9 protein-coding genes are annotated in these 13,680 nt (G+C 41.4%); 7 read left to right on the top strand and 2 right to left on the bottom strand.

The features are described from left to right. Positions 1-16 precede the first annotated feature (16 nt). The 4 genes from RMX89_RS17560 (at position 17) to RMX89_RS17545 (ending at position 2,556) form a co-directional block, all read left to right on the top strand. Positions 17-406 (top strand): DUF1499 domain-containing protein, encoded by a 390-nt coding sequence (locus tag RMX89_RS17560; protein ID WP_322689814.1) that lies wholly within the window; start codon positions 17-19, stop codon positions 404-406. Between the two features lie 270 nt (positions 407-676). Beyond that, positions 677-1,342: a DUF1345 domain-containing protein gene (locus tag RMX89_RS17555; RefSeq protein WP_322689813.1), complete on the top strand. Its 666-nt coding sequence runs from the start codon at positions 677-679 to the stop codon at positions 1,340-1,342. 115 nt (positions 1,343-1,457) lie between these two features. Further along, positions 1,458-1,703, top strand: a complete 246-nt coding sequence (locus RMX89_RS17550) for a ChaB family protein (RefSeq protein ID WP_322682619.1) — start codon at positions 1,458-1,460, stop codon at positions 1,701-1,703. A gap of 286 nt (positions 1,704-1,989) precedes the next feature. Beyond that, complete coding sequence (locus RMX89_RS17545; RefSeq protein ID WP_322689812.1) at positions 1,990-2,556, top strand: GNAT family N-acetyltransferase; 567 nt, start codon at positions 1,990-1,992, stop codon at positions 2,554-2,556. A gap of 18 nt (positions 2,557-2,574) precedes the next feature. Here the strand turns inward: RMX89_RS17545 and RMX89_RS17540 are convergent, their stop codons facing one another. Continuing rightward, complete coding sequence (locus RMX89_RS17540; protein WP_322689811.1) at positions 2,575-3,057, bottom strand: cupin domain-containing protein; 483 nt, start codon at positions 3,055-3,057, stop codon at positions 2,575-2,577. A 586-nt stretch (positions 3,058-3,643) separates the two neighbouring features. Then, entirely contained in the window at positions 3,644-8,686 is a 5,043-nt protein-coding gene (locus RMX89_RS17535; protein ID WP_322689810.1) for a PAS domain S-box protein, read from the bottom strand. 1,119 nt (positions 8,687-9,805) lie between these two features. Here RMX89_RS17535 and RMX89_RS17530 point away from each other — a divergent pair. The 3 genes from RMX89_RS17530 (at position 9,806) to RMX89_RS17520 (ending at position 13,620) form a co-directional block, all read left to right on the top strand. Further along, positions 9,806-10,810 carry an ABC transporter ATP-binding protein gene (locus RMX89_RS17530; RefSeq protein ID WP_322689809.1) on the top strand — a complete coding sequence of 335 codons (1,005 nt, stop codon included), beginning with the start codon at positions 9,806-9,808 and terminating at the stop codon, positions 10,808-10,810. Next, on the top strand, positions 10,811-11,623 hold the full coding sequence (locus RMX89_RS17525) for an ABC transporter permease (RefSeq protein WP_322682624.1): 813 nt from the start codon (positions 10,811-10,813) through the stop codon (positions 11,621-11,623). A 215-nt stretch (positions 11,624-11,838) separates the two neighbouring features. Continuing rightward, the gene (locus RMX89_RS17520) at positions 11,839-13,620 is read left to right on the top strand and encodes a GldG family protein (RefSeq protein ID WP_322689808.1); all 1,782 of its coding nucleotides are present in this window, start codon (positions 11,839-11,841) and stop codon (positions 13,618-13,620) included. Positions 13,621-13,680: the final 60 nt, after the last annotated feature.

Raw genomic sequence — 13,680 nt, 5'->3', positions numbered from 1 at the left:
ACCCGGAGACATAATTATGGTTTTTACTGGCAAACGACCAAATAATTTAGGTATTAGCAACGGTAAATTAACACCCTGTCCTAATTCCCCCAATTGCGTTTCTAGTCAGAGTACAGATGCATCTCATCAAATTGCACCACTGACTTTTACATCTACTCCAGAACAAGCGATTACTAATCTTAAACAGATTATTGAGTCTTTACCAAGAACCAAAATCATTAGCGAAAGTAAAGATTATTTATATGCAGAATTTAAAAGTGCTTTACTGGGATTTGTCGATGATGTAGAATTCTATCTAGACCGGACTGCAAATCTTATCCATGTGCGTTCAGCTTCACGTTTAGGTCAAAGTGATTTGGGTGTTAATCGTAAACGCATAGAGACGATTAGAGCCAAGTTCCAATAATTTTTAATTGAACTAAGGGCTGGAGATTAAAGACTGGGAAGAGAAAGAAGTAGTTGGACAAAATTAATTACACAATGTCATTGCAAGTGAAACATTTGCAGAGTATTGGATTGATTCACTGAGTTTGCAATGGTTGTAAATATTTTTGTCCATCTACTTATGTGGATTCAAACCCTAGTAAAATCTGGAATGACGATTGTGTAATGTGGTGTAGTGTTTCACCACAAGTTATGAATTACGAATTAGTTAAACTCTGCGATCGCAATATTTGTGAAATTTAATTTATTTAAAAACTTTGACTCTCGACCCCGATTAATTATTGCTGTCGGACTCGCTGTATTATTTTCAGTAATCCTGCCGCATTCTCTACACTTACCTACTCGCATTCTCTGTGCTTGGAACTCCGGTATTGACTTTTTCTTAGCGATAACGTGGTGGAAAATGATTAAGGCTAACCCAGAAAAAATTCGCCGTTATGCTGAGAGTGAATATGAAGGACATTTGGCTATATTTATGCTGGTAATCGCTGCGGCTTGTGCCAGTGTTTTAGCTATTGGGTTTTTACTTGATAAAAAAGGATTGTCAATAATTCAGCTTACCCTACACGTTGTACTTTCAATTATGACCATTATCGGTTCCTGGTTATTAGTGCATACGATGTTTGCAGTGCAATATGCGCACAGTTATTATAAATATATTAATCGTAATCATAGTAAAGAAATCACTAGAGGTTTAGATTTTCCTCATAACGACTATCCAGACTACTGGGAATTTTTATATTATTCATTTGTAGTCGGCATGACCAGTCAAGTTTCAGATGTGCAGACAACATCACCCGATATGAGACGCTTGACTCTGTTACATGGCATATTATCTTTCTTTTTCAATACCACCATTTTAGCTATGAGTATTAATATTATTGCATCGCTGATTTAAAAATTGTTTGACTCAGCCAAAAGTATGATTATTTGCTTCTCTACTTAGAGAAGGAGGAAATTAGATTACCTGTTCTTTAGCATGGACTCAAGTTGAGATAATTCGGAGTAAGTTCATGCCTTATAACAAAATAGATGAATTAACGGAAGAAATCAAAGGACAACTGCCTGAACACGCACAACAGATTTTTATTGCGGCATTTAATGCTGCTGAAAGTAATGGTTCGAGTGAAGAGGGTGCGCGTGATATTGCTTGGAATAGTGTAAAAAATGAATACGAACCAGGCAATGATGGTAAATGGCAGAGAAAGCCTGAAGACACTGCGATACATAATAAAGCTGTTGTATCTGGTGGGAACTAAATAAATCTCACCTGTGGATAACTATCTAATCTCAAGGGTCTTATAAGGGTTTAAGGGGAATTTTATTCTTAGAAAACAGAGATAAAATTCCTCTTTTTTTCAAAACTTATGTCAGAATATAGATGTTTTTGACAACTTATATTAATAGCTGCTATAAAAAATATTCTGTCTATAGAACTCGTATTTGATTGCGTGAAAAAACTCAGTACACATTTATTCCTTCTTCCCTATTCCCTCCCTACGCAAATAATTTCTCCGAATCAAAGCGGATTCCTATATACAAGATATGCTGATTAGAAAAGGCGAAATATTTATTCGTCTCATGCAAGATGAAATGTATGATTATGAGTTGATGGCAAAATGGTTAACTAATGCAAAAGTTTTAGAATTTTATGAAGGAAGAGATAATTTTTTTCCTTTAGAAAGAATTATAGAAACGTACAAACCGATGGTTAGGGGAGATGAGGCGGTTATTCCTTGCCTCCTCTACTATCAAAATATTCCCATTGGTTATTTGCAGTATTGTACACTTAATGACTTATCGGAAACTGATAGACAATTGTATCATCTCGACCAAACCGATCGTGTGTATGCGATTGACTTGTTCATCGGCGAAACCGACTATTGGAACAAGGGAATTGGTACAAAAATGCTATCAGTATTTATCAACTATCTTTTTGAACAGTGTCAAGCTCAGAAAATTGTCATAGATCCGCACGTTGACAATTATCGTGCTATTCGCTGTTATGAAAAATGTGGTTTTGTGAAAGTAAAGCTATTGCCAACACATGAACTGCATGAAGGAGAATACTCAGATTGTTGGCTCATGGCAATAGAGCCAAAGAAATCATGAGGAAATGCATTCTACCTGTTATACCTTCTTACCTGCTACTGGTTCAGCTATATTTTCCATATCGACCAGATTCCACTTTAAACCTTTGCTCCGATATATACGCTTCTGCAAATTTGGATAATCACCGATATCATGGTCTAGCCTTTGACCAACTACTATGCATTTGAATATAGAATTGCCCGTGTTTTTCAGCTTGTGCGGCTTACCACCAGCACGATATCCAATAAAATCTCCTGCTTTAACTGGATAAACACTTTCTCCAATTGTGGCTTCAGCTTCTCCCTCAAGAATGTATACGCACTCTTCTTCGTGATAGTGCATATGAAGCTCCGTTGATTCACGTCCAGGCTCTACTTCAATAATGTGGAAACCGATATTTTTTAAACCTGTCAAATCCCCTAAAGACTTATTTAGTCTGCGAGCATTGGAGTTGAGAAAATGTGTTTTTTCTAGTCCTTCATAAGACTCAATCTCTTCTTTGGTGACTAAATACTTTTCCATTTCTTGATACCAAGGTGTTAAGAAAATTTGATGGTGAATAAACGAGGGGCCTAAAGATGAATTAAGACGGAAGTTAAAACAGGTTCAAGGGTTCCATCTCAGCAGAAGCGATGCCCTTCGACAGGCTCAGGGTAAGACCTACGGCGGTAAATTACGCTTCTATTTGTGCATGGGATTATATCATCACCTCGTTATTAAGTGCAACTTCACAGAAAATTGGTATCATTTAATGTCTGACTGGATACCGAGAGTAGTACATGAATTTAGATCGTAAGTACGTTACTAAATTAACTCGCGTGTTCCCAGTCACTAAGTAACTCATGTTGTTGGACTATTTTATAGGATTTACGAAATGATACTTTGGGAGTACCAATACTCTTACCAAGAAAAGACTGTTTTTTCGTCTTGGTAGGTCTATTTTCTAGGGTTGTTGAACTGAACTGTTGGGTTTTCATTGGTAAATAAATCTCTGATTAAAACCTGAGCATTAATTTATAACATCAATTTGCAAATGGCAAATTTCTAAAGAAAAATAAAAAATATATATTTAATTTCTAAAGCAAAGAAGAGAAATTGAAGAGTTTATTTACTCTGAAGGTGAAGTGCGCCCAATGAGACTAACGATCGCTGCGGCTAAATCTGCTGGATCGACGGGTTTAGGTAGATGTTTTTGAAATCCTGCTGCCATTGCTTGGTTGTAGTTAATTTCTCCTGCATAAGCAGTCAAAGCGATCGCCGGAATTTGTCCGCCTTGCTCTGGTGGTAATTTTCTCACTTCGCCCAGCAACATATAGCCATCCATGAAGGGCATTCCAATATCGCTTAAGAGGATATCTGGGTTTGATTGCACTAATGTTTGCAGCGCTTCATCTGCTGATTCAACTGCTGTTACTGTCGCGCCATATTGTTCCAGCACAAAGCTAAAAAACTCTCGCACATCGGCTTGATCGTCCACAAGCAGGATTTGTACTCCAGCCAGTAATGTCTCGTCAGTACTGAGTTCTGTTTGAGAAGCCTCACTACTTCTAACTCGCAACTGAGAATTTTTGAGCAAAGGTAGTTTAACTGTGAAGGTAGCTCCTTGTCCTTCACCTGGACTCTCTGCCTGAACTGTGCCACCGTGAAGTTCTACCAGATGACGCACAATTGCCAGTCCCAATCCCAATCCGCCAAATACTCTGGTTGTCTTAGCATCTGCTTGCCGGAAGTAATCAAAGACGTAGGGCAAAAATTCTGGGTTAATTCCTTTACCTGTATCAATTACCTGGATTTGGGCATCTAAACCAACTTGCTCTAGACGCACTTCTACAAGTCCATTCGTAGGTGTGAATTTAACGGCATTGGAGAGGAGATTCCAGATCACTTGTTGCAAGCGATCGCCATCGCCGAGAACTTTGCCGATATCATTACTTAAGATGATTTGAATTTGAATCGATTTGGCTTCTGCTGCTAAACGCACCGTTTCTAATGCAGATGCGATCGCTATTTTCAAATCCACTGCATGGAGATTTAACCTAACCTTACCTTGCAAAATCCGGGAAACATCAAGTAAATCTCCAATCAATTGGGTTTGTAACTTGGCATTCCGCTCGATTGTTTCCAATGCCCGGATTTTAGTAGCTTCGTCGAACTTGCGGGTTCTGAGTAACTTTGCCCACCCTAAAATTGGATTCAAGGGAGTTCGGAGTTCGTGAGAAAGCACAGCGAGAAATTCATCCTTAATCCGGTTGGCTGTCTCGGCTTCTGCCCTGGCAGTCTTTTCAGCTTCGTAAAGTTGAGCGCGGGCGATCGCTTGCGCACACTGTTGTCCCAGTGTCAACATAAATCCCCGGTCTTCTTCATTAAATATTTGTCCAGTAGTAAAGCTTAATCCCAGTGCGCCAATTACTTTACCTTCTACCACCAAGGGAATGGAAGCCCAGGCATTATTCGCCATAACAGTCACAACATCTGCTAAGTTGGGATATCTAGCAATCATGGCTGCTAAATTTTCTAAAAAAATCGGCTGCCCAGTTCTGACTGTTTCTGCTATTTGGTTAGGTGCTGTAATCGGAAAAGTTGTCAAAGTATTTATCAGCGTTTGCGGATAGCCAATTGCTTGCACAACATTTAGGGTAGTATTTGCCTCAGTAAGTAAGACAACGGAACCACCAGTAGCTTTCAAGGCGGCAATGCCTTGGTTTACCACTACATCAGCTACCTGTTGGGGAGTTAAAGCTTCTGAGAAGGCAGCAGTTATTCTTTGTAAAAGTATGGTGCGATTGACAGACCGTTGAGTTTCCTGGTAGAGTCTGGCGTTGTCGATGGCTGTCGCCGCCCGCCGAGCGATATCTTCTGCTAAAGCCAAGTCTGTTTGTTGGTAGTATCTACCTGACTCGGCGGTAAAAAAAGAGATTGCTCCAAATAATTGCCCGCGGGAACGAACTGGAATCACCATTAGAGAACGAATACCCAAACTTTGCAGTAATTGCAGATGTTCGTTGTCTTCAGACATCACAAGAAGATGTGAGTCAGATAATTCGGGATAAAAGACAGATATACCTAAGTGTAGCTGCCGTACAAGCTGTTTGGCTTTGGTTCTGGGTCGATAACGCCGACGGATTTGGTCTAAAATGTTTAGTTTTGTGGAATCGGCAATTGCGATCGCAATTTGTTTACTTGACCAATCTTCCTGGAAGACATCTACAATACACAAGTCGGCTAAAGTTGGAACTGCTAGATTTGCCACATTTTCTAAAGTTACTTCATAATCCAATGAGGCAGCTAGTAAGGTGCTGGCTTCGACTAAAAAGTTTTGTGTGGCTTCAATTCGTTTGCGGTGGCTAATATCCTCAATAATTCCTAATGCATACATTGGTTGTCCCTTCGCATTCCAAACTGCTGATGAAGTTAAGTTTGCCCAAACGATAGAACCATCTTTGCGGATGTAGCGCTTCTCTAAGGAATATCCACTAATTTCTTTTGCTAAAACTCGCCGAGCATTTTCCAAATCAACTTCTAAGTCGTCAGGGTGGGTAATTTCCTGAAAGTTCATTTGCATTAACTCTTCATGGCTATACCCAGTAATTTCGCATAGGGCAGGATTAACTTGCAGAAATCGTCCATCCAACCCTACTAGAGTAATACCGACAGCTGCTTGATTGAACATTGCCCGAAACCTTTCTTCGCTTTCTCGCAAAGCAACTTCTGTTTGCTTGGCTGCTGTCACCTCTGCCAAAATAATGCCAATTCCTACCGTTTCACCCATTGCGTTATCAACTGGGTAATAGTTGCCGAGCCAGTAACCGTAACGTCCTAGTTGTCCTCTTGTCTCACCACTGATTTCCATATTCAGTAGGGGTTCTCCAGTATCTAACACGCGCTGTAACTGTGGCTCTAACTCAGCCGCCATCGCTGGCAAAACTTCCCTAAATTTGCATCCTAGATGTTCTTCTATAGTTAAACCGTTAATGTCAGCGAAAACTTGATTAATGCGGATATATCGCAGTTCTCGATCCAAAAAGCATACAGCAATAGGAGCTGCTTCTAGCAGCGCATCTAGAAGAGATAGAGATTCGGCATAATGAACTAAAGCTTGGTGGATGTCTCGATAAAGTTGGGCATTTTCCACTGCTAAGGCAGCACGATGAGTAATCTCTGTTGCTAAAGTTAGGTCAGTGCGATCGTAGCGACGATCCGATCGGGTGTTGACAAAGGTAATACAGCCGAGTATCCGCCCTTTTGCGATTAACGGCACAATCATTACAGACTTCATCCCCAATTGCCGAACAAGTTCTAAGTGTTCCTGATTCTGAGTAGTTGCTACTAATAGCGAGTCAGATACCTCTGAAATCAATTCACTTTGTCCAGTTTGCAGTACTCTAGTAATTGCACTTGCACTCTTGTAATCTGTCACATACTCCTGAAGTTTACGCGCCAACTCCGCTTTCGATGGGTCTGCATGGGCAATGGGTAGGCGGCGAATGGAACCATCTTCATTTAAAATATCAACGCTACACCAATCAGCTAGCTGAGGAACTGAGATTTTAGCGATTTGTTGTAAGGTTTGTTCATAATCTAACGAAGTAGAGAGTACACTACTAATTTGGGCGATATAGCGCAGCCTTTCCTCAGCTTGCTTGCGCTCTGTAATATCGAGAACAAAAAAAGCTCCTCGATCTACAGTCCCTTCAAAATGGCTACCACCTGCCAAAATCGGCAAGCGTGAGCCGTCTTTACGGATATATTCTTTTTGATATGGTGTGCAAAAGGGGCTGTCTTGAAATTGAGCTAGTGCTTGCTTATCGAGTGGCAGGTATTCTGTAGGAGTCAAGTTTTGCCAGTTAAGTTTTCCAGAAAGTAATTCTTCACGGGTATAACCCACCATATTCAGCAAGGCATCGTTAGCATCTGTAATCCTGCCGTCTCTATGCCAGAAGCCAATACCAATCATGTTTGACTCAACTACGCTGCGAAACTTCGCTTCGCTTTCTTGCAATGCTTGTTCAGTTTGTTTGAGTTGAGTAATATCAATTGAACTAATGCCTACTCCTAATAATTGCCCATCCGGCAAACACACCGGATAATAGCTGACAAGACCATAACGATATACCCCCGGAGGATAGGTTTCACCGCTTACTTCTTGGTTGAGTAAGGGCTGCCTAGTTTTCATCACTTGCTGAAAAATAGGCTCAATTTGCGCTGCCCATTCTGGTAGTACTTCCCTAAAGGTGCGACCAATATGTTGAGTTTGCGGTACACCGTTAATAGCAGCTAGCGCTTCATTCGCATGAATGTAGCGCAGTTCAGGATCGAGAAAAGCTAGTGCCACTGGTGAAGTAGTAACCCAAGCATTGAGTAAAGCCAGAGATTCATCTTTTTGCCCAATAGCTTGTTGAAGTTCCTGGTGCAACCTGGCTTTTTCTAATTCTGCCTGCTTGCGCTCAGTAATATTCACACCTGCACAGGTGATACCTAAAATGTTATTGTCTGCATCCCTTAGCGGTTCAACTAGTAAATCGTAGTAACGATTTTCTTGACCAATTGTCAAATAAACCTCTTGGCGGGTTGCAACACCAGTTTTTATTACATTTAGCTTAATTGCCTGCAATTGCGCTGCTACTGAGGCGGTAAATAATTCATCATCAGACTTACCTAACATTTCCTCAGCAGTTTCTGGACTTTGAGGATTATGAATCCACTGATATCGCAAATCGCGGTCTTGCTGAAAGACCACGATATCTGAACTATTTAGGGCTAATCGAAATCTTTCTTCATTAACTCTCAGCTTTTGGAAATTTTCATCTGCCCTTGTTTTAGCAGTTTTTAATGCTTCACATAAAATGCTAAAGAGCAATCCTTGCAATGCAAATAACCCAATTCGCACAAAATTAGATAAATCAAAACTCAGCTCATAAGCTGGAGGGAGAAAGAAATAATTGCTCAGTAATGCAGACAATGAAGTTGCTAACAACCCTGACTTCAAACCACCATACCAAGCACTCAACATTACAGCGCTAAAAAATAGTAGAAAAGGAGTTCTACTCATGCTTAACCAAGGATCTAGCATTAACATTAGCACTAATGCTAGTGCGACAATTAATACAACAAGAACATAACGCCGTAACTGAGGATAATGAATATGGGGCATGAAACAGTTTTTAGAAAAACTAATACTCATTGCTGAGGCTGTACATACCCTAAGCTAGTTTTTGATTTTTAGTAAGTTATCTACAGATAGATTTTTGCAGAGTTCTAAAAGTCTCTTTTGCCAGAGGTCAATGTTTTAGTTGTCTGATATGTGGAGTGAAAATTTAGCTCGAAGCATCAAGATAAATAACACTATTTAGCTAATTTGAAATCCTAAATACAAATACTAACTAACTTCTAACAAAAATTATCGAATAATATCTGGTTAAAGATAGAGAGAAACAGAAAATCTTGGCTGTAGTTGTGAGATAACCTATTTAGATCGTCCAACTGCTTTTTTAATTAGCCGAGCGTTTGCCGAATTCACCAGAGGATAAATAGACTTCTTGGCATTTGTCGGGGTAAAGGGGAAGGGGACAAGGGTAAAGAAACTCAACATCTTTTCCCAATAAAGATGAGTCCCTTTTCCCTAAGAGGATGTTTGAAAAGTTTTCTTCTCGGTAACAAAACGTTCTAGATCCCCCTAAATCCCCCGATAAATTGGGGGACTTTGATTCCGGTTCCCCCCTTAAAAAGGCTACCGTGTACACACAAATCGAATTTCTTCTTAAATCCAGTCGTTTATTGAATTCGGGCAGTCGTTTATTGAATTCGGGCAGTCGTTTATTGAATTCGGGCGGTCGTTTATTGAATTCGGGCGATCGTTTATTGAATTCGGGCGATCGTTTATTGAATTCGGGCAGTGGTTAGGGTGGGGTAAAACCCAGATTCTTGAGCCAGTTCAGACTTGTGTATACACCGTAGCCTTAAAAAGGGGGGCTAAGGGGGATCGGTTAGTGCCTAAAATCACAGCCAACCACTTTTCAAACATCCTCTAAGAGTGCAAAAATATATTTTTGCAAGAGGTCTCTTAACTTGACACTAATGGCATCCTGAAAATGGGACACGTGAGGACACCCATACCACAAGAAAATTTGGGATGTTTTTTATTTGGAAGTCCCTAAAGAGGTTTTTCAGGAACTTTACCCATTGTCAGCCAATCTTTGTGCCAGTCCCCCATACTCAATATTGCGATTTAAGATAATTGGGTATTCTATAATTTGCGATCGCCACTATACGGATGATTGAAGTTGAACATCTGAGTAAAATATACGGCTCTACCCCAGCGATTACTGATGTCACCTTTAGCGTCGAGCCTGGGGAAATTTTAGGGCTGTTGGGCCCCAATGGCGCTGGAAAAACCACAACCATGCGGATTCTGGCTGGTTATTTACCGGCAACCAATGGAAATGCCCGGATTGCTGGTTATGATGTCCATGAAAATTCCTTGGCTGTGCGCCAACGCATTGGTTATTTACCCGAAACACCGCCGTTATATCCAGACATGACGGTGGAGGGATTTTTGCATTTTGTCGCCCGAATTAAGGGAGTTTCAGCAGGCGATCGCCCCAACAAGGTGACAGCCGCCATCGAACGCTGCAACTTAGAAGATAAGAGGCGAACGATTATTCGCAAACTCTCCAAAGGATACCGCCAACGTGTCGGAATTGCTCAAGCGATCGTCCACGATCCCCCAGCGATCATTTTGGATGAACCCACCGTCGGACTCGATCCCCGGCAAATAATTGAGGTGCGGAATTTAATTAAAAGCCTCGCTGGTACTCACACAATTATTCTTTCCACGCACATTCTGCCAGAAGTGAGTATGACTTGTAGCCGCGTCGCCATCATCAATCGCGGTAAGGTGGTGGCAACTAATACACCAGAAAATCTGATGACTCAGTTGACAGGTGGTTCTGGTTATGAATTGGAAATAGAAGGAGAAGCCGCCCTAGCGAAACAGGTATTGCAAAAAGTCGCGGGTGTGAGCCTAATAGAATCAATTCCTATAGCCGGAGGTCATCAACCCCAGTCAAATCGCGCTTACCTGCGGGTGATATCGCAACCGGGAAAAGAACCAGGACGCGATATTGCCACAACATTAGTGCGTGCAGGATTTGGTTTACATGAACTGCGGCGGGTTAACGCCACCTTAGAAGACGTATTCTTGCAACTAACCACAGAAGAAAAAAATTTCGATCCTGAGGTAGACTTAGCAGCAGACAAAGAAGGAGAGGCAGCGTAAATGGGTATAGTGCTGAGTAATATTATTGCCATTTATCGCCGAGAGTTACAGAGTTATTTTGTATCGCCCTTAGCTTATGCGATCGCAGGCATATTTTGGTTTATTGCTGGGTTATTCTTCGTGATGATTTTGCTAGGGCCAGATGGCATATTGGTAGGAGTTGCGGCAATAGATGCACAAGGGCAACAGCTGGGAGTACCAGTACCACCGATAGATGTCCCCTACGAATTTGTTCGGGCATTTTTGGATCGTATGGGATGGCTATTGTTGTTTATTCTGCCCATACTTTCGATGGGACTCTATGCCGAAGAACGGAAGCGCGGTACTTTAGAACTTTTAGCCACCTCACCAATCACCAATTGGGCGGTAGCTGTAGGTAAATTATTAGGCGTGATAACATTTTTTATCACAATGGTTGCACCCATGCTAGTGTTGGAAGCGATCGCCATCAGTGGATCAAATCCACCAATGACGCCCTCAATTCCCTTACTGGGTCATATTGGATTAATCTTACTAGCAGCAGCAATTTTATCTGTAGGAATGTTTATTTCTTCATTAACAGACAGCACAATTTTGTCTGCCGTTCTTACCTTTGCAGTAATCTTATTATTGTTATTGATTGATTTAATCGCCAAAATTGTCCCTGGCCCCGTAGGTGAAGCTTTAGGTTATCTATCGTTGCTGAAACATTACAACACATTAATCCAAGGCATTTTTGATACTAGCGCTTTAATTTTATTTGCCAGTTACATTTTTTTGGGCATCTTTCTTACAGCTCAATCAATTGATGCACTGCGTTTTCAAAGGCAATAGTTATATAAGTTATGAGTTAAAAGTTAGGAGTGAGGAGTTAAAGTCATCAGGACTTAAGCAAAGTAATGAAAAAACCAACTGAAAAGGAGGTATCTGCGCAGCATCTCCTAGAGAAGGAAACAAAGGAATAATAGTTTCAGAGACTCAATAACTCCTAATTCCTAACTCCTAACTCCTAACTCCTAACTCCTAATTCCTCACTTCAGTCTAATAATATGAAGATAGTTGCAAAAAAGAAACTGTGGAAATATCTGTTTTGGTTAGGCCCATTCCTAATTACTGTCGGCTTAACAGCTGGGTTAATCTCTGAACAGTGGGGATTAATTCCATTAGTATTTCTGATTGCAGGAATTGTCATCAGTGGGTTGGGGATAATATGGCAAAGCTACCAGAGTAACTGGTGGAATCGTCGTTCTACCCAAGCTGGGACTAATGCCCTAGTGGCAACTCTGGCAATATTAGCAATTTTGGGATTGATTAACTTTTTGGGAACTCGCTATCACTTACGGGCAGACTTAACAGAGGCTCAATTATTTACCCTTGCACCTCAGTCACGTGAATTAGTAAGGGTTTTACCACAGCCAGTTCAAGTATGGGTATTTGATATTAACCAAAATCCCCAAGACCGAGAACTACTAGAAAATTATCAACGCCAAAGCTCAAAATTTAAATACGAGTATATCGACCCCCAAGCTAGACCAGGACTTGCAGAAAAGTTTGGCGTCAAAGATTATGGAGAAGTTTATTTAGAATCTGGGGATAAACGGCAATTAGTACAAACAATAAATGAAAATGAGCGCTTGTCAGAAATTAGATTAACTAGTCGCCTGCAACAACTAACAAATTCAACCACAGCCAAAGTTTACTTACTCCAAGGTCATGGCGAACGCCAACTTTCACCTGGTAAAGATGCAATATCACAAGCAGTTCAGGGATTAGGCGATAAAAATTTCACAACATCACCTCTGAATTTAGGAGAAACTTCCAAAGTTCCTCAAGATGCGGCTGTCGTAATAGTAGCTGGCCCCAAACGAGGACTGTTTGAGGGTGAAGTCAAAGCTTTGCAAGACTACCTTAATCGCGGTGGTAATTTACTGCTGATGATCGATCCTAATACCGATCCCAAACTTAACAGCTTGTTACAAGAGTGGGGTGTTCGTCTGGATAATCGTTTAGCAGTCGATGTCTCTGGCGAAAGCGTTGTGGGACTTGGCCCTGCTGCGCCCTTAGTCACAGAATATGGACAACATCCAATTACCAAAGATTTCGGTAACGGCAATTCTTTTTATCCGATTGCCCGACCACTGGAAATTAGCTCTGTGCCTGGTGTTCAGGCTACTCCACTGCTACGAACCAAACCCTACCCCAGCAGTTGGGCAGAAAGCGACCTCCAAAGCGAAAAATTGGAGTTTAATGCAGATAAAGACCTGAAAGGCCCTTTAACCTTGGGCGTTGCCTTAACAAGAAAACAAACACCCAAATCTGCTTCCACTCCCCAAGTTTCACCCACACCTTCACCTCTACCATCACCAACCACTCAAAACAAGACTAGCCCGACTCCTTCCCCCAAGACTCCGCAAGCCTTACCATCACCAACCACTCAAAGCAAGGCTTCCCCCACTCCCCCTACCTCCCCTGCCTCCCCTGCCTCCCCTACTTCCCCTACTCCCCCTGCCTCCCCTGCCCCTCCTTCCCCTCCTTCCCCTGCTGCCTCATCTCAAACAGCTACCGAGTCTCGGTTAGTAGTTTTAGGAAATTCCGATTTCGCCACCGATGGTTTGTTTCAACAGCAATTAAATGGAGATGTATTCCTCAACTCAGTTACTTGGCTGAGTCAACAAGATCGGCAACCCCTTTCCATTCGTCCCAAAGAACCGAAAAATCGGCGGATAACCCTGACAACCACACAAGCTAATCTTTTAATATTGTCATCTCTGTTAGTTTTACCCTTAATTGGATTTGCGATCGCAGTTATTATTTGGTGGAAACGACGGTAAGAAGTAGAGACGCGATTAATCGCGTCTGTACAAGAGTTAGGAGTTAGGAGTGACAAGTAG

This window comes from Nostoc sp. DedSLP04, from assembly GCF_034530775.1.
Classification (GTDB): Bacteria; Cyanobacteriota; Cyanobacteriia; order Cyanobacteriales; family Nostocaceae; genus Nostoc.
The sequence above is the reverse complement of the archived record's forward strand: the minus strand, read 5'-3'. Positions and strand labels throughout refer to the sequence as shown.